The 24704-nt window shown below is 39.2% G+C and carries 25 protein-coding genes; 10 read left to right on the top strand and 15 right to left on the bottom strand.

The genetic code is table 11. From position 1 onward, the window contains the following. The 4 genes from rplK to X781_RS00970 form a co-directional block, all read right to left on the bottom strand. Positions 1–429 carry a 50S ribosomal protein L11 gene (rplK, locus tag X781_RS00985; RefSeq protein ID WP_025235141.1) on the bottom strand — a complete coding sequence of 143 codons (429 nt, stop codon included), beginning with the start codon at positions 427–429 and terminating at the stop codon, positions 1–3. Positions 430–846: 417 nt separating this feature from the next. Then, complete coding sequence (gene nusG, locus X781_RS00980; RefSeq protein WP_025235140.1) at positions 847–1410, bottom strand: transcription termination/antitermination protein NusG; 564 nt, start codon at positions 1408–1410, stop codon at positions 847–849. Between the two features lies 1 nt (position 1411). Continuing rightward, the gene (secE, locus tag X781_RS00975) at positions 1412–1825 is read right to left on the bottom strand and encodes a preprotein translocase subunit SecE (protein WP_025235139.1); all 414 of its coding nucleotides are present in this window, start codon (positions 1823–1825) and stop codon (positions 1412–1414) included. Positions 1826–1938: 113 nt separating this feature from the next. Next, entirely contained in the window at positions 1939–2958 is a 1020-nt protein-coding gene (locus tag X781_RS00970) for a LacI family DNA-binding transcriptional regulator (protein WP_025235138.1), read from the bottom strand. Positions 2959–3178: 220 nt separating this feature from the next. Between X781_RS00970 and X781_RS00965 the strand changes: the two genes are divergently transcribed. From X781_RS00965 to X781_RS00950, 4 genes are read left to right on the top strand one after another with little or no spacing between them, the layout of a single operon-like run. Continuing rightward, positions 3179–3448: a PTS sugar transporter subunit IIB gene (locus X781_RS00965; RefSeq protein ID WP_025235137.1), complete on the top strand. Its 270-nt coding sequence runs from the start codon at positions 3179–3181 to the stop codon at positions 3446–3448. Between the two features lie 11 nt (positions 3449–3459). Further along, the gene (locus X781_RS00960; RefSeq protein WP_025235136.1) at positions 3460–4818 is read left to right on the top strand and encodes a PTS ascorbate transporter subunit IIC; all 1359 of its coding nucleotides are present in this window, start codon (positions 3460–3462) and stop codon (positions 4816–4818) included. Continuing rightward, entirely contained in the window at positions 4818–5642 is an 825-nt protein-coding gene (locus X781_RS00955; protein WP_025235135.1) for a transketolase, read from the top strand. Before X781_RS00960 ends, X781_RS00955 begins: the two co-directional genes overlap by 1 nt. Continuing rightward, complete coding sequence (locus X781_RS00950) at positions 5632–6564, top strand: transketolase family protein (RefSeq protein WP_025235134.1); 933 nt, start codon at positions 5632–5634, stop codon at positions 6562–6564. The genes X781_RS00955 and X781_RS00950 overlap by 11 nt, the downstream gene beginning before the upstream one ends. 29 nt (positions 6565–6593) lie before the next feature. Here X781_RS00950 and dprA read toward each other — a convergent pair whose 3' ends face one another. After that, positions 6594–7733, bottom strand: coding sequence for a DNA-processing protein DprA (gene dprA / locus X781_RS00945; protein ID WP_025235133.1), 1140 nt, complete (start codon positions 7731–7733; stop codon positions 6594–6596). An 87-nt stretch (positions 7734–7820) separates the two neighbouring features. Here dprA and def point away from each other — a divergent pair, with 87 nt between their 5' ends. Further along, entirely contained in the window at positions 7821–8333 is a 513-nt protein-coding gene (gene def, locus X781_RS00940) for a peptide deformylase (protein WP_025235132.1), read from the top strand. A 94-nt stretch (positions 8334–8427) separates the two neighbouring features. Beyond that, entirely contained in the window at positions 8428–9357 is a 930-nt protein-coding gene (gene rfaD, locus X781_RS00935) for an ADP-glyceromanno-heptose 6-epimerase (RefSeq protein ID WP_025235131.1), read from the top strand. 92 nt (positions 9358–9449) lie between these two features. On the opposite strand, the gene X781_RS00930 is transcribed toward rfaD, so the two are convergent. From X781_RS00930 to idnD, 3 genes are read right to left on the bottom strand one after another with little or no spacing between them, the layout of a single operon-like run. Next, positions 9450–10799: a GntP family permease gene (locus tag X781_RS00930; protein WP_025235130.1), complete on the bottom strand. Its 1350-nt coding sequence runs from the start codon at positions 10797–10799 to the stop codon at positions 9450–9452. Between the two features lie 22 nt (positions 10800–10821). Next, on the bottom strand, positions 10822–11586 hold the full coding sequence (gene idnO / locus X781_RS00925) for a gluconate 5-dehydrogenase (RefSeq protein ID WP_025235129.1): 765 nt from the start codon (positions 11584–11586) through the stop codon (positions 10822–10824). Between the two features lie 13 nt (positions 11587–11599). Then, the gene (gene idnD, locus X781_RS00920; RefSeq protein WP_025235128.1) at positions 11600–12643 is read right to left on the bottom strand and encodes an L-idonate 5-dehydrogenase; all 1044 of its coding nucleotides are present in this window, start codon (positions 12641–12643) and stop codon (positions 11600–11602) included. A 185-nt stretch (positions 12644–12828) separates the two neighbouring features. On the opposite strand from idnD, the gene X781_RS00915 reads away from it, so the two are divergent. Beyond that, complete coding sequence (locus tag X781_RS00915; protein ID WP_025235127.1) at positions 12829–13350, top strand: gluconokinase; 522 nt, start codon at positions 12829–12831, stop codon at positions 13348–13350. Between the two features lie 28 nt (positions 13351–13378). On the opposite strand, the gene gntR is transcribed toward X781_RS00915, so the two are convergent. The 6 genes from gntR to xylF all read right to left on the bottom strand — a co-directional run bounded on the left by gntR (position 13379) and on the right by xylF (position 20527). Next, entirely contained in the window at positions 13379–14374 is a 996-nt protein-coding gene (gene gntR, locus X781_RS00910) for a gluconate operon transcriptional repressor GntR (RefSeq protein WP_025235126.1), read from the bottom strand. Between the two features lie 72 nt (positions 14375–14446). Continuing rightward, positions 14447–15607, bottom strand: coding sequence for a XylR family transcriptional regulator (locus X781_RS00905; protein ID WP_025235125.1), 1161 nt, complete (start codon positions 15605–15607; stop codon positions 14447–14449). 86 nt (positions 15608–15693) lie between these two features. Beyond that, entirely contained in the window at positions 15694–16674 is a 981-nt protein-coding gene (locus X781_RS00900) for an aldo/keto reductase (RefSeq protein WP_025235124.1), read from the bottom strand. A 142-nt stretch (positions 16675–16816) separates the two neighbouring features. After that, complete coding sequence (locus X781_RS00895; protein ID WP_025235123.1) at positions 16817–17944, bottom strand: sugar ABC transporter permease; 1128 nt, start codon at positions 17942–17944, stop codon at positions 16817–16819. A gap of 3 nt (positions 17945–17947) precedes the next feature. Next, complete coding sequence (gene xylG / locus X781_RS00890) at positions 17948–19462, bottom strand: D-xylose ABC transporter ATP-binding protein (RefSeq protein ID WP_025235122.1); 1515 nt, start codon at positions 19460–19462, stop codon at positions 17948–17950. A 63-nt stretch (positions 19463–19525) separates the two neighbouring features. Beyond that, the gene (xylF, locus tag X781_RS00885) at positions 19526–20527 is read right to left on the bottom strand and encodes a D-xylose ABC transporter substrate-binding protein (RefSeq protein ID WP_025235121.1); all 1002 of its coding nucleotides are present in this window, start codon (positions 20525–20527) and stop codon (positions 19526–19528) included. 245 nt (positions 20528–20772) lie between these two features. Between xylF and xylA the strand changes: the two genes are divergently transcribed. Continuing rightward, positions 20773–22092, top strand: a complete 1320-nt coding sequence (gene xylA / locus X781_RS00880; RefSeq protein ID WP_025235120.1) for a xylose isomerase — start codon at positions 20773–20775, stop codon at positions 22090–22092. A 152-nt stretch (positions 22093–22244) separates the two neighbouring features. Beyond that, entirely contained in the window at positions 22245–23690 is a 1446-nt protein-coding gene (gene xylB / locus X781_RS00875; RefSeq protein WP_025235119.1) for a xylulokinase, read from the top strand. A 56-nt stretch (positions 23691–23746) separates the two neighbouring features. Here xylB and X781_RS00870 read toward each other — a convergent pair whose 3' ends face one another. Further along, positions 23747–24070, bottom strand: a complete 324-nt coding sequence (locus X781_RS00870) for a DMT family transporter (RefSeq protein WP_025235118.1) — start codon at positions 24068–24070, stop codon at positions 23747–23749. 79 nt (positions 24071–24149) lie between these two features. Between X781_RS00870 and X781_RS00865 the strand changes: the two genes are divergently transcribed. Beyond that, positions 24150–24689 carry an RBBP9/YdeN family alpha/beta hydrolase gene (locus X781_RS00865; RefSeq protein WP_025235117.1) on the top strand — a complete coding sequence of 180 codons (540 nt, stop codon included), beginning with the start codon at positions 24150–24152 and terminating at the stop codon, positions 24687–24689. Positions 24690–24704: the final 15 nt, after the last annotated feature.

The raw sequence follows: 24704 nt of genomic DNA, 5'->3' as shown, positions 1-24704 counted from the left end.
TTATTCCTCTACGATTAAGCCCATTGAACGAGCAGTACCAGCGATTGATTTCATTTTCGTTTCGATAGTTGAACCAGTCATATCTGCTGCTTTAGTTTCAGCGATTTGACGGATTTGCTCTTGAGTAACTGTACCCACTTTATCTTTGTTCGGTTTACCAGAACCTGATTTGATACCTACCGCTTTTTTCAGTAATACTGCTGCCGGTGGAGTTTTGGTAACGAATGTGAAAGATTTATCTGCATATACAGTGATAACAACTGGAATTGGTAAACCTTTTTCTAAGCTCTCAGTACGAGCGTTGAATGCTTTACAGAATTCCATAATGTTAACACCTTGCTGACCTAATGCAGGACCAACTGGTGGTGATGGGTTAGCCATACCCGCTGCAACTTGCAGTTTAACGTAGGCTTGGACTTTTTTTGCCATTTTAAAGTTTCCTTTGTTGTGGGTGATAACGCTGAAAATCAGCTCCCCTGTGGTTTGTTTTACATAAAAATACGAGCCAAACGGCTCGTATGAGGGCAGTATTATAATGAGTCGGCGAACGTTTTTCAAGCAGATTTTCTATTTCGCAAGAAATCAATGAAAATGAACCGCTTGCTATTTCGCTTTTGCAGAATGTTGCGTATTTTTGACCGCTTGTTGTGCATTGGCTGATGTCATAAAGCAGAATGCAACAATAGCGGAAAAAGTCAATTGAGCTAGTTTTTTCATAAAGTCCTCTCATAGGTTGTGGTATGTTACCGCTACAAATTCTATTCAATATTTATGACACTTTAATGACAACAAACAATAAAAAAACAAAACCCCGCATTTGCGGGGTTATTAATAAATTTGTCTAAATTAAGACTGTTTCTCAACCTGACCAAATTCAAGCTCAACCGGTGTTGCACGACCGAAAATTGATACAGACACTTTCAAGCGACCTTTTTCGTAATCCACTTCTTCTACTGTACCGGCAAAGTCTGCGAATGGACCTTCTGTTACTCGAATGCTTTCGCCCGGCTGGAATTCTTTTCTGTGGCGTGGTTTTTCTGCCGTTTCTTGAACACGGTTTAGAATGCGATCAGCTTCACGCTTGGTAATTGGTGCAGGACGATCCGCCGTACCGCCAATAAAGCCCATTACACGCGGAACACTTTTTACTAAGTGCCAGGTATCGTCATTCATTTCCATTTCCACTAACACATAGCCGGGGAAGAATTTACGCTCAGTTTTACGGCGTTTGCCACCAACATTTTCTACAACTTCTTCGGTTGGCACTAATACTTCGCCAAACTGCTCTTCCATTTTATGAAGTTTGATGTATTCGCGTAATGTTACTGCCACACGGTTTTCAAAACCTGAAAATGCTTGTAATACATACCAGCGTTTTGAGCTGCTTTCTTTTGCTTCTACTTCACTCATTTTAGAACCTTAAATTTGTTAAAAATGTAATTAATGCCACAATAATTGAATCAATACCCCATAGCACTAACGCAACAACCACACACATTGCAAGTACGATTAACGTGGTTTGCGTTGCTTCAGAGCGGGTTGGCCAAATAATTTTGCGAAGCTCTGTACGAGAATCTTTTATAAAATGAATTGCTTTTTGACCTTGATTAGTAATAGCTGCGAGTGCTACTGCTCCAATCAATAAAACCACCAATAAAAGCACTCGAACAATTAATGAAAAGTGTGATGCAAAATAAGTATTTCCTACTGCTGCAACCACTAAAAGTGCAATGGATAACACCCATAATACGGTATTTACACCTTTACTTTTTGCCCCTTTGTGTTCAACTTGTTCAAGGGACTTTGTTTTAATCTCAGTAGCCATATATAACCTAGAAATGAATAAAAAAATCGAACATTTATTTTTAAAGCGTTAAATTCTATCATTTTCTACAAAAGTTGCCACGATATTTTGCTAATTTTATATAAATCTTTTTACTATGTGCTATCACGCTCTACTAATTTAGTTGATAACTTCACTACCATTTCATCACTTAGCAACCTTTTCCCCTTTAGAAGAGTAGTTAATTGTTTACCTGCTATTTTCCCCATTTGCTCGTAAGGAATTGCAATTGTTGTCAATCTAGGATAAGAAATATTCCCGACTTCTAACCCACCAAGACTAGCAACTGCAATTTCTTTAGGAATATTTATATGCCGCCGTAATGCTTCATATAGTGCCCCACAAGCTAATTGATCTGATAAAAAAACCAATGCATCTATATTTCCCCAATTTAACAAAGCATCGTTTAATAATGTAGCTCCTGCAGAAAAAGAAATTTCTTCAGCAATGTGGTGAATCATTAAGGGATCAATATGTTTGGTAAATAATGTAGTATGCCAACTTTCTAAGTATTGTTTAAAAATCTGTAAATCCTGTTTAGCCGAAAGTAAACCAATTTCACGATACCCCTTTTTTATCAAAAAATGGATCATATTTTCCATTGCTTCTTTACTATCAATTCCTACATTTAAATGAATAGGATTATCCTTAATTGTTCCTATTTCAACAGTCGGAATCTTACTATTTTTGATCCACTCACTTACCTCTTCAGGGCATTCTACATTTAGAAAAGCAATTGCTTGCGGAGCGTGATTCAATAACTCTTTAAACCATGATTTTTGTGTAGCTATTAAAATAACAATTTGTAATTCTAACTCTGATAAACTTTTCTGTAATGCAGATAAGATAAGCGTATTTTCTACAGAAGTAATTGATGACGTAACTATCACTAAATTACGAGCCTCTGCTGATGCTAATTGTCGTGCAGAAAAATTAGGGACATATCCTAATTCAATAACAGCTTCTTCTATACGTTTGCGTAATGGCTCTGAAACCATCTCAGGGGTGCGTAATGCACGCGAAACTGTCATTTGCCCAACACCAACTACTTTCGCAACGTCTGCTAAAGTAATTCTGCCTGAAGATCTTCTATTTCTAATTGGTTCATTTGTCATAATTTATTCCTAATATTTAGTATTATAGGATAAATCAATATATTGCGATTTAATAAAAAAGAACCAATCCTCTAAACGCTCAAAAAACAGCCAACCAATTCTCAAAAATGTTAACGCTATCACATTTTTAAATTTTTCTGTTTGATAGCGTTATCATTTTAACTTTATAGTATAACTACATATTAATTCTGTTTAATAAACAATCAATGGAGATTTAATTATGAAAATTATGGCTGTTTGTGGTTCGGGTTTAGGTAGTAGTTTTATGATGGAAATGAACATCAAAAAAGCACTAAATAAAATTGGAGTAGAAGCAGACGTAAGTCATACTGACCTTGCTTCTGTTACACCAAACGACGCAGATCTATTTGTAATGGCTAAGGATATTGCAGCAAGCAGTAATGTGCCTGCAGACAAAATTATTGTCATCAAAAATATGGTTGGCTTGGCAGAATTTGAAGAAAAATTAACCGCTTATTTTAATCGTTAATGGGGTGTTGTATGGAATCTTTACTCTTTTTTATCTTAGATATTCTAAAAGTTCCCGCTGTATTAGTCGGTATAATCGCAATGGTAGGGCTTATTGCTCAAAAAAAATCATTCTCTGATATTATAAAAGGTACAGTTAAAACAATTCTAGGTTTTTTAGTTTTAGGTGGTGGTGCCACTATATTATTAAGCTCTCTGACACCGTTAGGTGGGATGTTTGAACATGCCTTTAGTGTACAAGGTATAATTCCAAACAATGAAGCAATTGTTTCAGTGGCTGTAGAAAAATACGGAACTGCTACTGCACTAATTATGGCATTCGGTATGGCGGCAAATATCATAGTTGCACGTTTTACTCGTTTAAAATTTATTTTCTTAACAGGTCATCATACATTCTATATGGCCTGTATGATAGGTGTAATCCTTACAGTAGCTGGTTTCGAAGGTATACAACTCGTATTTGTTGGCTCGCTTACTCTTGGATTGATTATGGCATTTTTCCCTGCTATTGCTCATCGTTATATGAAACAAATTACTGGTAGTAACGACGTTGGTTTAGGTCATTTTGGTACTTTAGCTTATGTACTTGCAGGGTCAATCGGCAGCCTTGTAGGTAAAGGTTCTAAATCTACTGAGGAAATGAATTTACCTAAAAATCTTAGTTTCTTACGTGATAGCTCAATTTCTATCTCACTCACAATGATGGTAATTTACTATATTTTAGCAATTGCATCAGGTAGTGAATACGTTTCGACTCTAAGTGGAGGGCAACATTACTTGGTTTATGCAACTATTCAAGCTATTACCTTTGCAGCTGGTGTTTATGTAATTTTACAAGGTGTTCGTTTAGTACTCGCTGAAATAGTACCCGCTTTTACTGGTTTCTCGGAAAAACTGGTACCAAATGCAAAACCCGCTCTTGATTGTCCAATTGTATTCCCCTATGCACCTAACGCAGTATTACTTGGTTTCCTAGCTAGTTTCTCAGGAGGTGTCGTTAGCCTAGCTATTTTAGGTCAACTTAATTGGGTATTGATTTTACCTGGTGTTGTTCCCCACTTTTTCTGTGGAGCAACTGCTGGCGTATTCGGTAATGCAACAGGCGGTCGTCGTGGTGCAATTATAGGAGCTTTTGCACACGGTGTATTAATTACATTCTTACCTGTATTTTTACTTCCTGTACTTGGTTCATTAGGCTTTGCTAATACTACTTTCTCAGACTCTGATTTTGGTGGAGTCGGGATTGTACTAGGTAATATGGCACAACTATTTGATAAAAATATGATAACTGCCATTATTGTTAGTTTATTCGCACTACTAGTTGCTTATAACTACTTCGCCAATAGAACAAATTCTAAGGAGAAGGAATAATGAATGAACTCGAACTTAAAAAATTCGCTAATCAGATCCGAGTCGAAACACTCAAATCATTAGTTAATTTAGGATTCGGTCATTTTGGTGGTAGTTTATCTATCGTTGAAACCCTTGCCGTATTATACGGCAAGGTAATGAATCTAGACCCTAAAGATCCACAATGGTCTGGAAGAGACTATTTTGTATTATCAAAAGGGCATGCAGGACCCGCTCTCTACTCTACGCTTGCTCTAAAAGGTTATTACCCTCTTAATCAGTTACTTACTTTAAATAAAAACGGTACTAATTTACCAAGCCACCCCGATAGATTAAAAACTCTCGGGGTAGACGTAACTACCGGCTCGCTTGGACAAGGTATTTCTATTGCTGCAGGTATCGCTCTTTCCCACCAATTACGTAAAATGCCAAATCGAACCTTCTGCATTGTTGGTGATGGAGAATTGAATGAAGGGCAATGTTGGGAAGCATTTCAGTTTATTGCCCATCATCAACTCACTAACTTAACTATATTCGTAGATTATAATAAACAACAGTTGGATGGTTACTTAACCGATATCATCAATCCCTTTGATTTAGAAAAGAAATTCCAAAGTTTCGGGTTTTCAACTGTAGAAGTAAAAGGCGATGATATTATGACACTCTATAAAATTCTATCACAGTCGCATATTAAACCGTTAGTAGTTATTTTAAATTCCGTAAAAGGACAAGGTGTATATTATTTAGAAAATTTGAATAACTGCCACCATCTTCGTTTAGATCAAGATTCTCGTCTAGCTATAGAACAAGCTATTACCCAGTTGGAGGCCAAATATGCAAGTTGATGCATTAGAAATGCGTAAGATCTACGCCGATACTTTGCAAAAACGAATGGAAAATAATCCGCTTATAATCCAACTTGAATCAGACTTAATGAGCTGTATGACTATGGATAAAGTACAAAAACAACTTCCAAATCAAGTTATTAACTGCGGTATTATGGAAGCAAATGTAGTTGGAATGGCTGCAGGTTTATCTATTGCTGGACATATTCCATTCGTACATACATTTACTGCTTTTGCTAGTCGTCGTTGCTTAGATCAATTATTTATGTCCATTGATTATCAAAAAAACAACGTAAAAGTCATTGCTTCTGATGCAGGCATTACTGCTGTTTACAATGGAGGAACCCATATGTCATTTGAAGATATGGGGCTAATACGTGGACTAGCTTATGCAAACGTATTGGAAATTACCGATGGTACAATGATGGAAAACATTATTGAGCAACTGGTTGATTTAAAAGGCTTCTACTGGGTTCGTACTATTCGAAAAAATGCTATTACCATCTATCCGAAAGGTGAAAAATTTACCATTGGCAAAGCTAAAGTACTTCGAAAAGGTAAAGATATTAGCCTCATCGCAAATGGTATTATGGTTGCAGAAGCATTAAAAGCGGCTGATTTATTAGCTCAAAGAGGCATTCAAGCTACAGTTGTTGATATGTTTACATTAAAACCTATTGATAAAGAATGTATTATTGAATGTGCAAAAACTACAGGTAAAATCGTAACTTGCGAAAACCACAGTATTCAAAATGGTTTAGGTTCTGCCGTAGCAGAAGTAGTAGTGGAAACCCATCCTATACCAATGAGGCGAATAGGAATTAACCAACGTTATGGTCAAGTTGGGTCGCAAGATTTTTTAATGAAAGAGTATCAACTGACCTCTGAAGATATTATGAAAAAAGCTCTTGAGTTATTTTAAACATTCCCATAGAGTACCAACTCTATGGGTTAAATTTTTACATAACCCCCACTTACCTGCCTAATCACACCTAATAATTCCAATCCCAGCAATTCCACCAAAAGAGCTTCTATCGGCATTTCTACTGCTTTTGCTAAATCATCAATAGAAATCGGGTCTAGGTTAATATGTTGATAAATTTGCTGCTGACAAGCGGTCAGATTTGGCAAATCTTTTGCAAAAATTTTCTCTTTCTCAACCGCATGTAAGGACTTACTTACTGATAGTGAAGGCTTATCAAATAAAGAGATTTGCTGTGGTTGGTATTGATGACTAATAGCTTCTAAAATATCTGCGACAGTTTCCACTAACAACGCCCCTTCTTTAATTAATTTATGGCAACCTTGAGCATACGGGTTTTGCACCGCATTCGGTAAGGCAAAAACCTCTCTCCCTTGCTCCAACGCATAGCGAGCAGTAATCAATGATCCGCTATTGATAGTTGCTTCAATCACTAAAGTGCCGAGCGATAAACCGCTGATAATCCGATTACGACGAGGAAAATTTTCTGCCATCGGTGGCTGATTGGGTGAAAACTCTGACACCAACGCACCACCTAAATCCACAATCTGCTCCGCTAATTTTTTATGCCGAGCAGGATAAACCTGATTTAAACCACTCCCCAAAACCGCAATTGTGATGCCTTGCTGTTCAACCACTTTTTTATGGGCAAAACCATCAATGCCAATCGCTAATCCGCTGGTTATGGCTAGATTATGTTGAGTGAGTTGTTCAGCAAACTGTCCAGCCCAATATTCTCCATAAGGGGAATAATCTCGACTACCTACAATTGCAATTTGTGGTAATGTAAGACTTTCTACTGCCCCCCTTATATAAAGCAGCGGTGGTGCAGTGGAAATTTGACGTAAAAGAAACGGATAGCTCTCATCAAATAATGTGATAATTCGTTGGTTTTCTTGTTCCGCCCAAGTAAGGGATTGCTCAATCCAATTTTTATCCGGATTAAACCAACGTTGAATTTGCTTTTCATTCCAGCCCATTTGCTTAAGCTGCAATTTGTCATAATCGCAAAATTGAGCAAAATCAACCTCGCTTAATAATCGCCCAATCCGCTGTGCACCAAATTGCGGAACTTGTAATAATCGTAATAAATTGTATTGATATGCCATTTTTATTCCTCAACACTTCCCTAATAATAAGAAAAGGTTTAAAATAGCCAAACGAATTTTTTAAACTTTTCGAGAGAGATCACAAAAATGGCTGTATTAGAGGTTGTACTCTACCCTGATGAAGGGCTTGCAACAATGTGCGAACCTGTAGAACAGGTTGATGAAGAATTAAATCGTTTTATTGATGATATGTTTGAAACAATGTATGAACACGAAGGCATCGGTTTAGCCGCACCGCAAGTGGGCGTATTAAAACGTGTGATTACGATTGATATTGAAGGCGATAAAACCAACCAAGTGGTTCTCATCAACCCTGAAATATTAGAAAGTAGTGGCGAAACAGGTATTGAAGAGGGCTGCCTCTCCATTCCAGGACACCGTGCCCTAGTGCCACGCAAAGAAAAATTAAAAGTGAAAGCCTTAAACCGTAAAGGCGAGGAAATTATCTTTGAGGCAAACGACTTATTCGCCATTTGCATTCAACACGAAATCGACCACCTAAATGGTGTACTATTCGTGGATCATATTTCCGCTCTCAAACGCCAACGCATTAAAGAAAAAATGCAGAAGCTGAAAAAGCAGATTGCGAGAGCAAAATAAGTATCTACAAGCGGTTAAAAAAGCGTAAAAATTTGCAAATTCAATGCAATAAAACCATAATAAATCAAGTTGAACAGTTAAAAAGGATAAAAAAATGATTATCGTAACCGGTGGTGCCGGAATGATCGGCAGCAATATTATCAAAGCGTTAAATGAAATCGGTCGTAGAGATATTTTAGTGGTAGATAACCTGAAAAATGGCGAAAAATTTATCAATTTAGTGGATTTAGATATTGCCGACTACTGCGATAAAGAAGATTTTATTGCTTCTATTATTGCTGGTGATGATTTTGGCGAGATTGATGCGGTTTTCCATCAAGGTGCTTGCTCGGCAACCACCGAGTGGGATGGCAAATACTTAATGCAAAATAACTACGAATATTCAAAAGAGTTATTGCATTTCTGCCTGGATCGACAAATTCCGTTTTTCTATGCCTCAAGTGCTGCAACTTACGGTGGACGCTCTGATAATTTCATCGAAAAACGTGAATTTGAAAGTCCGTTAAATGCCTACGGATACTCAAAATTCCTATTTGACGAATATGTCCGCAGCATCTTACCGGAAGCCGATTCGCCGGTTTGTGGATTCAAATACTTCAACGTTTACGGACCTCGTGAACAACACAAAGGTTCGATGGCAAGTGTAGCGTTCCATCTCAATAATCAAATGCTAAAAGGCGAAAACCCGAAATTATTCGCAGGTTCTGAGCAGTTCTTGCGTGATTTTGTTTATGTAGAAGATGTGGCAAAAGTCAATCTTTGGGCGTGGCAAAACGGTGTATCGGGCATTTTCAACCTTGGAACAGGTAAAGCAGAGTCATTTGAAGAAGTGGCAAATGCGGTAATCAAATACCATGGCAGAGGCGAAATTGAAACAATCCCATTCCCGGAACACTTAAAATCTCGCTACCAAACTTTCACACAAGCAGATCTCACGAACTTACGAGCTGCCGGCTACACAGGTAAATTTAAAACTGTGGCAGAAGGTACGGCGGAGTATATGGTTTGGTTGAATCGTAAGTAACTATATCTCTTTGTAAATAAAAAATAGCGGTCATTTTCTTGTAAAATTTTACAAAAAAACGACCGCTTGTTATTTATACTATATCACCTATTTTACAGAAGAATACTGCCCACAAACGAAAGACCGAAACCAACTAATCCAATTAGTGTTTCTTGTACTGTCCACGTTTTAAACATAGTCTTGGTATCAATTTCCAAGAAACGGCTTACTAACCAGAAACCACTGTCATTAACGTGAGCCAAAACAGTTGCACCAGATGCAATCGAAATTATGATAAAACATAAATCAAATTCACTTAAACCTGTGCTTGCTGCAACCATAGGTGCAATCAATGCAGAAGTAGTGGTAATTGCAACTGTTGCTGACCCTTGAGCCACCCTAAGAGCAGTAGAAATTAAGAATGCTGTTACAATAATCGGCATTCCAGTATCAGCAAATAAGTTAGCTAATACATCTCCGATACCGCTTGCACGTAGTACACCACCAAACATACCGCCAGCACCCGTTACTAAAACAATACCGCAAATCGGTCCTAATGCGTTATCACAAATTTTTTCAATTTGTTCAACACTACGTTGTTCTTTTAATAAAAAGATCGTAACTAATAAACTAATAAGCAAAGCAACTGGCGTTTTACCAATTAAACGTAAACTTTGCACCCATAATGCTGATCCATCTACAACTTTTGCAACTGATAAAGTATTCAAAACAGTATCTAACATTATTAAACATAATGGCATTAATAAAATAACTAATACCTTTCTAAAACTTGGTGGGTTTAATACGGCTGTTTCATTAATTGGTGCGGAGTTTAAAAACGCTTTTGGAATAGGTAATTCAAATTTTTTGCCTAAATAAGTACCATATAAATAAGCTGCAAAATACCATGTTGGAATTGCCAAAACTAAGCCCACAATGGTAAGTAAGCCAATATTAGCTCCTAATAACTCTCCTGATGCTACAGGACCAGGGTGAGGAGGTAAGAAAGCGTGAGTTACAGCAAATGCCCCCGCTGCAGGGAAAGCATAACGGAATAATGAGCCACCAAACTGTTTTGCTACACTAAAAATAATTGGTAGCATTACAACTAAACCAGCATCAAAGAAAATTGGGAAACCAAATAAGAAAGATGCTACACCAAGTGCAAAGGGTGCTCTTTTCTCACCAAACTTGTTAATTAGAGTATCAGCTAATACTTTTGCACCACCTGTAATCTCTAATAAACGCCCTATCATTGCACCAAATCCAACTAGTAATGCAACGGCAGCCAATGTATTACCAAATCCACCTAGAAGTGTAGGTAGAATCTTATCTACAGGTATTCCAGTTACAATAGCAGTGAGTAAACTAACTAAGACTAAAGCAACAAAAGCATGTACTTTAAATTTGATGATAAGTAGCAATAGCAATGCTATTGACGCAATTAAAACAAAAATTAACATAAATTATTCCTTAATAATAAAATTAAACGGCAGCAAGCATACCGCCATCAACAAAGAGTAAATGTCCATTTACAAAATCTGAGGCTTTAGATGATAGGAAAACGGCTGCTCCAATTAGCTCTTCAGGATTTCCCCAACGAGCAGCAGGTGTACGTTTACATAACCAGTCAGAAAATTCCTTATTTTCAACTAAAGGACGAGTTAATTCAGTTTTAAAATAACCTGGAGCAATACCATTCACCTGAATATTATAGCGAGCCAACTCTACACACATCCCTCTCGTTAACATTTTTACTGCTCCTTTAGAGGCTGCATATGGAGTGATTGTGTCTCTTCCTAACTCACTTTGCATCGAGCCGATGTTAATAATTTTTCCTGATTGTCGCTTAACCATATAACGAGCAACAGCCTGAGAAACAATAAATACCGATTTTTGATTAACCTTAATAACCTCATCATATTCTTGCTCAGGGAAATCACAGAATGGATAACGGCGTTGTATACCTGCATTATTAATTAAAACATCTATTGTTCCTATATTGCTTTCAATATAGTCTATTGCTTGATGTACTGCTTGTGTATCAGTAACATCAAAAGCAACAGCATAAGCTTTCAATCCTTTCGCATTAAGCTCATCAGCTACTAATTGAGATTTTTCTTGATTGGTACTATTAATAATAACCTCAGCACCATATTCCGCCACACCCTCAGCTAACAAACGCCCAATGCCTCTAGCTGAGCCTGTAATTAAGATTCGTCTATTTTTTAAAGAAAATAAATCACGCATCATTGCCTCCCGGTTATGCAAATGTTAGCTGAATTTTTGAAATTTCATTTTTATTGCCTGCTTGCTGTAGTGCAGTTTCCAGCTGCTCAAAAGAATATACAGCAGAAAGTAATGGTAGCGGATTAACTTTACCCGAACCCAGCCATTCCACAGCAGTATTAAACTCTTCAACAAAACGGAAAGAGCCTTTCCAATTAATTTCTTTGGCAATAAGTGTCATCATATTAAATTCAGGAATAGGTGCTCCCATACCAATTTGCACTACAGTTCCTTTTGCTTTAGTTACTAATAAGCAACGTTCTACTGAAGATGAATGTCCCGATGCTTCAAATGAAACATCAAACTCACCTTTATGCTTTAAGTAGTCAGAAAAATCACTATTTATTGCGTGTAATACTTTGGTTGCTCCCATTTCTAATGCTAGATCTAAGCAACGTTGACTAATATCAGCACAAATAATTTCAGTTGCACCAAGAGCTTTTACAGCAGCAACAGTCAAACATCCAATAGGTCCCACACCGGAAATAAATACTTTTTTACCTTGTAAATCTCCACCCTGTTTGGCAGCATGAATAGTGACGGCTAATGGCTCTGCAAATGCCATAATATCGTCAGAAACTTCTTGGGGATATGGAATACATTGTGTGTCATCTACCACTTTATACTGAGTAAATCCTCCATCAACGTGAGGGTTATACATCGCACTCCCAAAGAATCTCATTGTTTCACATTGATTAGTTTCCCCACTCAAACAATATTTACAATTGAAACAAGGCTTACTCGGATTAATAGCAACTTTCTGCCCTTCAAATAACGCTCGAGAGTTAGTTTTTACAACTTTACCGATGACTTCGTGCCCTAAAATCATAGGGTGCTTAATTTCAAAGTTACCAACTTTTCCATGTTCATAATAGTGAAGATCTGAACCACAAATTCCTCCTCGTGTAATTTGCACCAATGTTTGTCCTTGATTTTGTTCATCAAAGTTAATTTCTTGTGAAACAACATCAACTGACTTTTTTCCTTTCACAACACAGGATAAGGTAGATATTTTCATAGCATTTTCCCTCATATAAATGTTATCGGTAACATATATAAAAATTAATAAATAGTAAACGGTTGCGTAATTTTTATTTTAAATTTGTGATCTACTTCAAATTTCTTAGAAATAGCAGATGATTTTTCGTTTTAAACTGCTAAATTAAGCTCAAATAAGAGTTACCGATAACATAGGAGCAGACAATGTCTCAAGGAAAAGCATTTATCTTAATGGGGGTATCCAGCACCGGTAAAACCTCTGTTGGTACGGCTGTTGCACAGAAATTAGGGTTGAAATTGATTGATGGGGATGATCTTCACCCTCGTGCGAACATAGTGAAAATGGCAAGTGGTACACCGCTAAATGATGATGACCGCCGCCCGTGGTTAGAGCGAATTAACGATGCCGCTTTCAGCCTAGAACAGAAAAGCGAAAAAGGGATTATTGTCTGCTCGGCATTAAAGAAAAAATATCGTGATCAAATCCGCGAGGGCAATGCTGATGTAAAATTCCTATTCCTAAACGGCTCATTTGAGCTGGTGCTGGAACGAATGAAACAACGCAAAGGACATTTTATGAAACCCGAAATGTTGCAAAGCCAGTTCAACACTCTCGAAATTCCACAAGCAGACGAACCGGATGTGCTCTTTATTGATATCGACGGTAGTTTTGAAGAAGTGGTGGAGAGATGTGTGGAGGCGGTTAAACCATTGTTAGCCAAATAACACCGTAGGGGCAAATTACAATTTGCCCCTACACACTCTCTCCCAAATGAATCTGATACCCCAAATTGATGATCGGGCTTTGTTGCGGTATGCCGTGAATGCGGTTGAGCAATTCTTGTGCTGCCACTCTGCCCATTTGTAAGCGAGGGGTAATCACGCTGGCAAGCTGTGGAGTAAGGGATTGCCCAACATCGTGTCCGTGAAAGCCTGCTATTTTGATCTGTTCCGGCACAGCGATGCCTAAACGTTGGCATTCAAATAATGCTCCGATGGCTAAGTCGTCATTGGTGCAGAACACACCATCTAGCTGCGGTTGTTGAACTAGAGCTTGGCGGAGTTGTTCTGCTCCGAGCGTAAAAGAGGAATGCTCTTCGGTCGTGATATTCAATGGTGTCAAACCGTGTTTTTGCATCGCCTGCTCGTAGCCCTGCATTTTAAGTTGAGAGCGTTTGTCCATTCTCGCCCCGAAATAGGCAATGTAGCGGCTTCCTCGATTGATCATCGTTTCCACCATCGCTTGTGCCGCAGAAATATTGTCAAATCCGACCGCTTGTTGAATGCTACCTTCGCACTCCATTATCTCAATCACTGGAATACGAGCTACTTCCAGCATTTTTAGCGTGCGGGCAGAATGGTGATTTTCAGAGAGAATAATGCCATCAATATTATAAGAAAGCAGCGATTCAATCCGTTTCTCTTCCTTCTCTTCGCTATAACCGTAGTGAGCAAGCATTGTCTGATAGCCCGCCTTGTCGGTAATCTGTTCAATGCCTTTGATCACATCCGCAAATACTTGGTTGGTAAGAGAGGGAACAAGCACGCCAATCGCTCTACTTTTGGCGTTCGAAAGAATATCAGGGGCTCGATTCGGAATGTAACCAAACTGCTCAATCGCTTGTGCTATGCGTTCTCCCGTCTCTTTCGCTACCGTGTTCGGATCACGCAGAAAACGGCTGACTGTCATTTTGGTAATGCCGAGATGGGAGGCAATATCTTGCAAAGTAGGGCGTTTGTGTTTGGTCATTTAGAATGCGTTGAGTAATAAAAAATATTGCTCATTATATGCAAAATTTTGCGTAAAAACGACCGCTTGTAACTACTCTTCCCGAAACTCTTTCGGGGTTTTGCCAAATTCTTTTTTAAACACCGCATAGAAGTACTGTAAGGAAGGGTATCCACACACATTGGCAATCTCTTGGGTCGAAATATCGGTAAATTTGAGCATATATCTTGCTCGAGCCAGCTTTTCCTCGTGGATAACTTGATGAATGGTTTTGTTCATCTCCTCTTTAAAACGCTGTTCAAGGTTAGAGCGAGAAATCTTCAGATGATCCAACACTTGCTCAACCTTGATTCCCTGACAAGCCCGATGGCGAATGTAGTGCATTGCCTGAATAACCAGAGGATCTTGTAAAGAACGGTAATCGGTGGAACGGCGTTCTTCCACTTTCAGCGGAGGGATCAAAATCGGTTTAAATGAAACAGGCAGATCGTTTAGTTTGCGGTAAAGCAACTTCGCTGCGTGATAGCCAATTTGTGTTGTGCCTTGTGTAACAGAGGAAAGCGACACACGGGAGAGATATTGAATCAGCTCTTCGTTATCAATACCAATCACACAAAGCTGCTCCGGCACGGCAATTTTTAGATGTTCACAAGTTTGTAAAAGGTGTCTGGCTCTAGCATCTGTTACCGCAATAATTCCTGTGTGAGGCGGCAAGGTTTGCAGCCATTCACCGAGTTTCGTTTGCAGTTCGAGCCAGTTATCGGAATGAGTTTGGTCGCCAATGTAACAATTCGGTTGATGTTCATATTTTTCCATCAGCTGAATAAAAGCGTTTTGACGCTCTACCGCCCAATGTTTTTCCGTTTCTGCCGGGTAGCCATAAAAGGCAAACTGGTTAATACCCTTTTGTTTTAAGTGTAGAAATGCTGCTTCTACCAACGCATAGTTATCGGTTGCGACATAAGGTACTTTCGGGTAAAAATCAGGATTTTGATAAGAACCGCCCACACCGACAATCGGTACATTAATGCCTTTTAGTAGCTCAACGGTTTCAGGATCGTCAAAATCGGCAATAATACCGTCAATGGAGAGGCTTTCAATGGTATTTTTATGATAGACAAAATCATCTTCAATAAAAATATCCCAAGAGCATTGAGAAGCCTGAATAAACTGCCCAATCCCTCGCATTACGCCACGATCGTAAATTTTATTTGCATTAAAAAGCAGGGCGATTTTATGATATTGCTCTGTCATTGTTCCCCTCCGTGAATAGAATAATATTAAATCAAAATCGGGGAACAAGCAAAAGCCACGAAAATTCGTGGCTTGCTCTTAGAAATTTACCACAAATGATGCACACTTGGGCGGATTAAGCAGTTGTAAATCTCTTCCACTTTTTGCATTTCATTTTCAGTAAGTGGCGGGAAGTTATCCACTGCTGCGTTAGTAATCACTTGTGAAACTTTACTTGCACCTGGAATTACTGTACTAACGGCTTCATTCATCAATACCCAACGTAATGCGTGAGGAATTAAATCTTCCGTACCGAATAAGGCTTTCAGCTCTTCTACTGCTTGTAAGCCAAGTTGATAATCCACACCAGAGAAAGTTTCGCCTTTATCAAAGACTTCACCTTGTCGGTTGAATGTTCGGTGATCATCTTTGCCAAATTGTGTGCTAGCACTGTATCTGCCGGTTAATAAACCACTTGCTAACGGCACTCGGGCAATGATGCCCACATCTTTTTGCTGTGCGGTTGGGAAAAGTTGCTCCAACGGTTTTAGACGGAACATATTGAAGATGACTTCCATTGCGGCAATATCGTAATCCATTGCCAGCAAACCTTCTTCGACAGTTTCGATACTCACACCGTAGTCGATCAATTTTCCGCTAGACTTAAGCTGTTCCAATTTTGCAAAAATCTCATCATTGCGATACACCGAGGTTGGCGGGCAATGGAGCAAAATCATATCTAACTTTTCTGTACCTAAACGGCTTAAACTACCCTCAACAAACTTTTCGATTGCCTGTGGCGTGTACATTTCAGCTGTATGTGGATTTAACGCTCGCCCACACTTGGTTACCACATAGAAAAAGTCAGGATATTTTTTCAAGATTTCGCCAATCGCTTTCTCGCTTTGCCCGTTGTTATACACATCAGCCGTATCAATAAAATTGATGCCTTGCTCATAGGCGGTTTCTAAAATTGCCATCGCCTCTTGGTGATTAAACGGATCGCCCCATTTCGTCCCAAGCTGCCAAGTGCCTAAACCAATTTCTGACACCATTTTGTTGGTTTTACCAAATCTGCGTTGTTTCATAAGTATCTCCGCTGAGTGAAAGTGATGTTTCTGTTTCAAAACAATTTAGGGCTATTAAAGATTTACATTTATATCATTCTAGACAAGCGGTCGTTTCTTGCAAATTTTTTACAAAAAACGACCGCTTGCATCAGGGGAGCAATTAGGCTTTTTTCTTGCTAACAGTATCCATCCATACTGCAAGCAGTAAAATCGCACCTTTTACGATATATTGCCAGAAGGTTGGCACATCAAGCATACTCATTCCGTTATCCAGTAAGGCGATGATAAATGCTCCGATGACTACACCGTAAATTGTGCCGATACCACCAGCCAAACTTGCTCCGCCAATCACACAGGCAGCGATAGCATCAAGCTCGGCATTTTGCCCTGCTGACGGAGCACCAGCTCCTAAGCGAGAGCTTAAAATCAAACCTGCAATGGCGACTAATAATCCGTTTAATGCGAAGATGGAAAGTTTGATTTTTTCAACTGCAATACCGGAGAGACGTGCGGCATCAATGTTACCACCAATCGCATAAACGTGGCGACCAAAGGCAGTTTTACGAGCTAGGAATGTGCCTGCAATCGCTAATACCACTAATACCAATACCGGGAATGGTACGCCACGATAATCATTGAGCAGATAAATTGCCCCTAATACTATCATCGCTACAATGCCATATTTGAAAGTTTCTTTTGGGAAGGTAGGAACGGTTAAATTAAGTTTTTGTCTTGCCTTACGTTGGTAGCTACCCCAAGCAATAAAGCAGAGAATACCGATTGTACCTAAAGCCATACCGACCATATCAGGCAAGTAGCCTTGACCAATTGTTGTCATTTCATTGCTAATAGGCGAAACCGTTGTACCGTTAGTGATACCGACTAAGATGCCACGAAATGCCAACATACCTGCAAGGGTTACAATAAAAGATGGTACTTTTTGATAAGCCACCCACCAGCCGTTCCACGCCCCGATCATCAAGCCTAAAACAAGTGTAACCGCAATGGTTAGCGGTAAAGGCCAACCCCACCAGACATTACTGATCGCAGCAAAGCCGCCAAGTAAACCCATTAGTGAACCAACAGATAAGTCAATTTCAGCGGAAATAATCACAAATACCATACCAATGGCAAGAATACCTGTAATGGAAGTTTGGCGTAGCAGGTTAGAAATGTTTCTGGCACTTAAATAGGCACCATCTGTTGCAATTGAGAAAAAACTCATAATCACCACGATGGCAATCAGCATAATATAGACTTGTAAATTGATTGATTTTAACTTGTTCATAGATTACTCCTTGAGTGCCGCTTCCATCACTTTTTCTTGGGTTAAATTTTGGTTGATGAGGTTTGCTTTGATTTTGCCCTCGTGCATTACTAACACACAGTCGCTAATGCCTAATACTTCTGGCAATTCGGAAGAGATCACAATAATCGCCATTCCTTCTTGAGCTAATTGATTGATGAGTTTATAAATTTCATATTTCGCCCCCACATCAATACCTCGTGTCGGCTCGTCTAAAATTAAGATTTTCGGATTGAGCAGCAAACATTTTGCTAAAATTGCTTTTTGCTGATTACCGCCACTTAAACGTCCAATGGCTAATTCAGGCGAGGAAGTTTTTACTTTTAGTTTGGCAATAGATTGGTTGATAATGGTCTCTTCAAGCGGTTCATTTATCACTTTTTTTCCAAAACAAAATTGCGGCAATGCAGAGAGAGTAATATTTTTGCCAACTCCCATAATCGGTACAATGCCGTGTTTTTTGCGATCTTCCGGCACCATTACAATGTGATTTTCAATGGCTTGAGCACAATTTTTGATTTTTATTTTTTGGTTATTGAGATAAACATCAGCCTGATATTTGCCTTGATAAGATCCGAAAATACATTGTGCCATTTCGGTTCGCCCCGAACCGACCAAACCTGCTACACCTAAAATTTCGCCTTTATGTAGCACAAAATTAGCATTATCGACCCGCTTGATATGCGTATTAGTCGGATGCCAAGCGGTAATATTTTCAACACGGAGAATTTCTTCGCCAATCTCGTGCGGTTCGTGTGGATAAAGCGAGGTAATTTCACGCCCCACCATCATCGTGATAATGTCATCTTCACTCATACCGATTGCCGAGCGAGTGCCGATATGTTCGCCATCACGGATCACGCAAATTTTGTCGGAAATAGCTTTAACTTCGTTCAATTTGTGAGAAATATAAACGCAAGCAATATTATGAGCTTTTAAGTCTTTAATTAGATTAAGCAGAATATCGGTTTCTTTTTCAGTAAGAGAGGCGGTTGGTTCGTCCAAAATTAATAAACGTACCTGTTTGTTCAAGGCTTTAGCAATTTCGACTAATTGTTGTTGCCCTAAGCCTAACTCCCCTACTTTGGTGTTTGGGTCAATATCCAGTTGCACTTGCTCTAACAAAGTTTTACAACGTAGATACATTTCATTGTCATCTGTAATACCTGATTTGGTAATTTCATTCCCTAAAAACATATTCTCCAAAATCGACATATTTTTTACTAAGGTCAATTCTTGGTGAATAATGGAAATGCCTTTTTCTTCAGTATCTTTAATATTTTTGGCAATCAGTTTTTCGCCGGAAAAATAGATTTCCCCTTCATACTCACCGGCAGGATAAATGCCACACAATACTTTCATTAAGGTTGATTTGCCTGAACCATTTTCACCACACAAAGAAAGTATTTCACCGGTTTCAAGGGAAATTGAAATATTATTTAATGCTACAACTTCACCAAACTTTTTAGTGATGTTCTTCATTTCTAATAATTTCGCCATACTTAGCCCCTTATTTTCAAAAAATGGCGAGGAAGCCTCGCCATCTAGAAAAATTAAAGTGATTTATTTATATACTGCGTCTTTAGTGTGGAAGCCGTCTTTAATCACGGTGTCATCAATATTGTCTTTGGTTACTACCACAGGCTCTAATAAGTAAGATTCAACCTCTTTGTTGCCGTTATTTAATTTCGCATTGCTTTCAACTTTTTCTTCTTTACCCAGTGCTACTGCAATTTCAGCTGCTTTATCTGCAAGATTCGTAATTGGCTTATAAACAGTCATTGTTTGTGTACCCGCAATAATGCGTTTGATTGCCGATAAGTCTGCATCTTGACCAGAAATCGCCACTTTGCCAGATAAGCCCTGAGCACTTAATGCTTGGATTGCACCACCTGCAGTGGCATCGTTTGAAGCCACTACTGCATCAATGTTGTTTTTATTGGCGGTTAAAGCATTTTCCATAATTTGTAAGGCTTTTTCCGCTAACCAAGAATCCACCCATTGGTCGCCCACCACTTTAATTTTGCCGCTATCAATATGCGGTTGTAGCACTTTCATTTGTCCTTTACGGAATAATTTCGCGTTATTATCAACAGGTGAACCACCCATTAAAAAATAATTCCCTTCCGGTTTTTGCTCGATAATGCTTTGTGCTTGTAACTCACCCACTTTTTCGTTATCGAATGAAACATAGAAATCAATATCTGCATTATTGATTAAGCGGTCATAAGCTAAAACTTTAACACCTTCTTTTTTCGCTTCCGCAATCACGTTTGATAACACTTCGCCGTTAAACGGAATAATCACTAATACATCAATATCTTTGTTTAGCATATTCTCAATTTGAGAAATTTGAGCTGTTGCATCACCATTTGCTGACTGCACAAACACTTTTGCACCTAAGGCTTCCGCTTTATTCACAAAAATATCTCTATCTTTTTGCCAACGTTCTAAGCGTAAATCATCGATAGACATACCGATTTTCAGATCTTTGGCAATTGCCGAGTGGCTAAATGCCATTAAGGTGGCGGTAGCAACTGCTAATAATTTGGACTTGAGTTTCATAGTTCACCTCATTGGTTATAAAAATAATGTTTGAGCCTGTTCTCGCTCGCTCAAAGTCTGGGCTGATTTCAAATGAAGTGCAATTATCATATTTCTCAATACCATTACGATTTTTCACTTTTGTGATCTACGCCACATTAACCAATAATCTAAATTAAAAAACGAAATATCGTAATTGAATGGTTTTGATAATTCTCCAATGATGTCGCCGAAACATCATTTTTCCAATACATAGGAGCATTGTTATGTCTAACTATTTCGACAAAATCTCAAAAGTACAATACAAAGGGGCAAACTCAACCAATCCTTTCGCATTCAGACACTACAATCCAAATGAAGTGATTTTAGGCAAAACAATGGCAGAACATTTGCGTTTAGCGGTTTGCTATTGGCATACATTCTGCTGGACAGGGAATGATATGTTCGGTGTAGGTTCGCTTGACAGAAGCTGGCAAAAAACCGGTGATTTACTGCAAGGTGCGAAGCAAAAAGCGGAAATTGCCTTTGAATTTTTCCAAAAATTAGGCGTGCCTTACTACTGCTTCCACGATGTAGACGTTGCACCGGAAAGCAACAACTTTAAGGAATATCAACACAATTTCAACACCATTGTGGATATTTTAGAGCAAAAACAAGCAGAAACCGGCGTGAAATTATTATGGGGAACCGCAAACTGCTTTACCAACCCTCGCTATATGTCAGGTGCTTCCACCAACCCAAATCCGGAAGTATTTGCGTGGGCGGCAGCACAAGTTTTCACCGCAATGAATGCCACCAAACGTTTAGGCGGTGAAAACTATGTATTATGGGGCGGACGTGAAGGTTATGAAACATTACTCAATACTGATCTCAAACGTGAACGTGAACAAATCGGTCGCTTTATGCAATTAGTGGTAGAACATAAACATAAAATCGGCTTTAAAGGCACACTATTAATTGAGCCAAAACCACAAGAGCCAACCAAACACCAATACGACTATGATGTCGCAACCGTTTACGGTTTCTTAAAACAGTTCGGTTTAGAAAATGAAATCAAAATGAACATTGAAGCCAACCACGCTACGCTTGCAGGGCATACATTCCAACACGAAATTGCAACCGCAACGGCATTAGGCATCTTCGGTTCTATCGACGCAAACCGCGGCGACCCGCAATTAGGCTGGGATACCGACCAATTCCCGAACAGCGTGGAGGAAAACACCCTTGTAATGTACGAAATCTTAAAAGCAGGCGGTTTCACTACAGGTGGTTTCAACTTTGATGCAAAAATCCGCCGCCAAAGTACCGACCCGTATGATTTATTCCACGCCCATATTGGTGCAATGGATGTATTAGCATTATCACTAAAACGTGCAGCGAAAATGATTGAAGACCAAGCGTTGCAAAAAGTAGTGGATAATCGCTATGCAGGCTGGAATCAAGATCTAGGTCAGCAAATATTAACTGGCAAAGCCAGCCTTGAAGATCTTGCTAGAATCGTAGAAACCCAAGACTTAGATCCAAAACCGGTTTCGGGTCAGCAAGAATATTTAGAAAATTTAGTGAATAGCTATATTTATCGTTAATCTACAAGCGGTTGTTTTTTGTAAAAATTTTGCAAATTTAAGCTCGATCTGATCCCCCTCTTTAGCAAAGAGGGGTGATGGATCTCCAAAACGTTAAATTGCAAATTTCCCGAATAAAATGACCGCTTGTATTCAATGACAAAGGAATATTTATGTATATTGGAATCGATCTCGGCACATCGGGTGTGAAAGTCGTGTTACTCGATGAAAATCAACACATTATTGCCATTACGCAAAAATCATTGCCTATTTCCCGCCCACAGCCATTATGGTCTGAACAAAATCCGCAAGATTGGTGGAATGCCACTAATGAAGCAATGCTTGAACTCGTTTCGAAACACGATTTAAGTGGAGTAAAAGCTATCGGTTTGACAGGGCAAATGCACGGAGCAACCTTACTAGACAACGCAGATAATGTGCTTTCCCCGGCTATTTTATGGAATGACGGACGCAGTTTTGCTGAATGCGAAGAGTTGGAAAAACTAGTGCCTAATAGCCGTGAAATTACTGGAAACTTAATGATGCCGGGCTTTACCGCCCCGAAATTGCGTTGGGTGGAGAAACACTTACCAAATGTAGCGGAAAAAGTGAGTAAAGTGTTGTTGCCGAAAGATTATTTAAGGCTCTTAATGACAGGCGAATACGCTTCTGATATGTCCGATGCCTCCGGCACAATGTGGCTTGATGTAGGTAAACGGGATTGGAACATTTCTCTGCTGAATGCCTGCGGATTAGACATTGAAAATATGCCAAAACTATTTGAGGGCAACCAAATCACAGGCTATTTACGCCCAGCTCTTGCCGAACAGTGGAAAATGAAATCTGTACCGATTGTGGCAGGTGGTGGCGATAATGCCGCAGGTGCAATCGGTATTGGCTTATACCAAACAGGGCAAGCAATGCTCTCACTCGGTACTTCAGGTGTTTATTTTGTAGTGAGCGATAAATTCCACGCTAATCCACAAAAAGCGGTTCACAGTTTCTGCCACGCCTTACCGGATCGCTGGCATTTGATGTCGGTGATTTTAAGTGCGGCATCTTCGGTCGATTGGGCGGCAAAATCGCTTGGTGTTAAAGATGTGCCAACCTTATTCCAACAAGTTGAAGCTAACCAAACTGCTTCTGATGCGATTTTCTTGCCTTATTTATCAGGCGAACGTACACCGCATAATGACCCTTACGCCAAAGGCCTATTCTGGGGTTTAAGTCATAACGATAACCAAGTTACGATGGCAAAAGCCGTGATTGAAGGCGTGAGTTTTGATTTAGCGGAAGGGATTGATGTACTTCACGAAACCGGCGTGAAAGCGGAAAATATTGCCTTAATTGGTGGGGGAGCAAAAAGTGCCTACTGGCGACAACTGCTTGCCGATATTAGCGGTAAAACCTTTGAATACCGCACAGGTGGCGATGTTGGTCCGGCATTAGGGGCAGCGAAACTGGCTCAAATTGCATTAAATCCAAACCAAGATATTGCCGAGTTCTGCCAGCCGCTACCGTTAGAACAGGTTTATCAGCCAAACCCGGCTCGCTATGCGGAATATCAAGAAAAACGCCAAAAATTTGCGGAAATTTATCAGAGGTTGAAGGGTTTATAAAGACTAACAAGCGGTCATTTTCTCGCAAAATTTTGCAGAAAAATGACCGCTTGTAATCATACCTTCGAAAATAAATTAATCACCAATACACCAGCTAAAATCAACGCAATACCAACCAAGCCTGCCAAGTCTATTTTCTGCCCGAATGCGAAATACGCAACAATGGCAGTAAGCACAATTCCTACACCAGACCAAACCGCATAAACAATGCCCACCGGTAAGGTGCGGAAAATAATTGAGAGAAAGTAAAACGATAAGCCATAAAGTGCCAGCGAGCTAATGGTTGGTACGGCTTTGGTAAAACCATTGCTTAATTTTAATAAGTTAGTAGCAGCAATTTCCAAACAAATTGAAATCGCTAATAAAATCCAAACGTTCATTGAGTTCCTTATAAGTAGTATATGTGGCTATTTTAGCATTTTTTGCTACAATCTTTTTAGTCAAATTAGGAGGTGTGTAATGGCACAGGTTTATATCGTTCACGGTTATACAGCAAATGCCGATAAACATTGGTTTCCGTGGTTGGAGCAAGAATTAGCAAAATTGGGCGTTAGCTGTGAGCGGCTGAATATGCCCAATTCGGAAAATCCATCATTAGATGGTTGGTTAAATCATCTTGCACAAAATGTGGAGCTTAACGATCAAACCATTTTTGTCGGGCATAGTTTGGGCTGTATCGCCATTTTGAATTTTTTAGCGAAAAATTACGCCAAAATTAAAGGGGCAGTGTTTGTGTCCGGCTTTTATCAACCCATAGAAAATTTACCCGAACTGTCTGCCTTTACCAATTATTATGCGATTTTACCGAGCGTATCGCATTTTCCAAGCTATGTAGTGAGTGCGTTAGACGATACTATCGTTAATCATAAATACAGCGATGCTCTCGCTCAACATTTGCAAGCGGACTATATTCGCCTAAATCAGGGTGGACATTTCTTGGATAGAGAGGGTGTAACCGAATTACCTGTGGTGTTGGAGTTGGTGAAGAAGTTAATTTAATGAAAAAATGGGAGG

Source organism: Mannheimia sp. USDA-ARS-USMARC-1261, assembly GCF_000521605.1.
In the GTDB taxonomy this organism is placed as follows: Bacteria; Pseudomonadota; Gammaproteobacteria; order Enterobacterales; family Pasteurellaceae; genus Mannheimia; species Mannheimia indoligenes.
This window is presented reverse-complemented; position numbering and strand designations above follow the sequence as displayed.

Excerpts from the sequence above, each read along its gene's own strand:
- def (WP_025235132.1), top strand. The coding sequence starts at position 7,821 with ATGGCTGTATTAGAGGTTGTACTCTACCCTGATGAAGGGCTTGCAACA.
- nusG (WP_025235140.1), bottom strand. The coding sequence starts at position 1,410 with ATGAGTGAAGTAGAAGCAAAAGAAAGCAGCTCAAAACGCTGGTATGTA.
- X781_RS00930 (WP_025235130.1), bottom strand. The coding sequence starts at position 10,799 with ATGTTAATTTTTGTTTTAATTGCGTCAATAGCATTGCTATTGCTACTT.
- secE (WP_025235139.1), bottom strand. The coding sequence starts at position 1,825 with ATGGCTACTGAGATTAAAACAAAGTCCCTTGAACAAGTTGAACACAAA.
- xylA (WP_025235120.1), top strand. The coding sequence starts at position 20,773 with ATGTCTAACTATTTCGACAAAATCTCAAAAGTACAATACAAAGGGGCA.
- rplK (WP_025235141.1), bottom strand. The coding sequence starts at position 429 with ATGGCAAAAAAAGTCCAAGCCTACGTTAAACTGCAAGTTGCAGCGGGT.
- X781_RS00895 (WP_025235123.1), bottom strand. The coding sequence starts at position 17,944 with ATGAACAAGTTAAAATCAATCAATTTACAAGTCTATATTATGCTGATT.
- X781_RS00900 (WP_025235124.1), bottom strand. The coding sequence starts at position 16,674 with ATGAAACAACGCAGATTTGGTAAAACCAACAAAATGGTGTCAGAAATT.
- gntR (WP_025235126.1), bottom strand. The coding sequence starts at position 14,374 with ATGACCAAACACAAACGCCCTACTTTGCAAGATATTGCCTCCCATCTC.
- rfaD (WP_025235131.1), top strand. The coding sequence starts at position 8,428 with ATGATTATCGTAACCGGTGGTGCCGGAATGATCGGCAGCAATATTATC.
- X781_RS00870 (WP_025235118.1), bottom strand. The coding sequence starts at position 24,070 with ATGAACGTTTGGATTTTATTAGCGATTTCAATTTGTTTGGAAATTGCT.
- X781_RS00950 (WP_025235134.1), top strand. The coding sequence starts at position 5,632 with ATGCAAGTTGATGCATTAGAAATGCGTAAGATCTACGCCGATACTTTG.
- X781_RS00915 (WP_025235127.1), top strand. The coding sequence starts at position 12,829 with ATGTCTCAAGGAAAAGCATTTATCTTAATGGGGGTATCCAGCACCGGT.
- X781_RS00970 (WP_025235138.1), bottom strand. The coding sequence starts at position 2,958 with ATGACAAATGAACCAATTAGAAATAGAAGATCTTCAGGCAGAATTACT.
- idnO (WP_025235129.1), bottom strand. The coding sequence starts at position 11,586 with ATGCGTGATTTATTTTCTTTAAAAAATAGACGAATCTTAATTACAGGC.
- dprA (WP_025235133.1), bottom strand. The coding sequence starts at position 7,733 with ATGGCATATCAATACAATTTATTACGATTATTACAAGTTCCGCAATTT.
- X781_RS00865 (WP_025235117.1), top strand. The coding sequence starts at position 24,150 with ATGGCACAGGTTTATATCGTTCACGGTTATACAGCAAATGCCGATAAA.
- xylB (WP_025235119.1), top strand. The coding sequence starts at position 22,245 with ATGTATATTGGAATCGATCTCGGCACATCGGGTGTGAAAGTCGTGTTA.
- X781_RS00955 (WP_025235135.1), top strand. The coding sequence starts at position 4,818 with ATGAATGAACTCGAACTTAAAAAATTCGCTAATCAGATCCGAGTCGAA.
- X781_RS00905 (WP_025235125.1), bottom strand. The coding sequence starts at position 15,607 with ATGACAGAGCAATATCATAAAATCGCCCTGCTTTTTAATGCAAATAAA.
- xylG (WP_025235122.1), bottom strand. The coding sequence starts at position 19,462 with ATGGCGAAATTATTAGAAATGAAGAACATCACTAAAAAGTTTGGTGAA.
- X781_RS00965 (WP_025235137.1), top strand. The coding sequence starts at position 3,179 with ATGAAAATTATGGCTGTTTGTGGTTCGGGTTTAGGTAGTAGTTTTATG.
- X781_RS00960 (WP_025235136.1), top strand. The coding sequence starts at position 3,460 with ATGGAATCTTTACTCTTTTTTATCTTAGATATTCTAAAAGTTCCCGCT.
- idnD (WP_025235128.1), bottom strand. The coding sequence starts at position 12,643 with ATGAAAATATCTACCTTATCCTGTGTTGTGAAAGGAAAAAAGTCAGTT.
- xylF (WP_025235121.1), bottom strand. The coding sequence starts at position 20,527 with ATGAAACTCAAGTCCAAATTATTAGCAGTTGCTACCGCCACCTTAATG.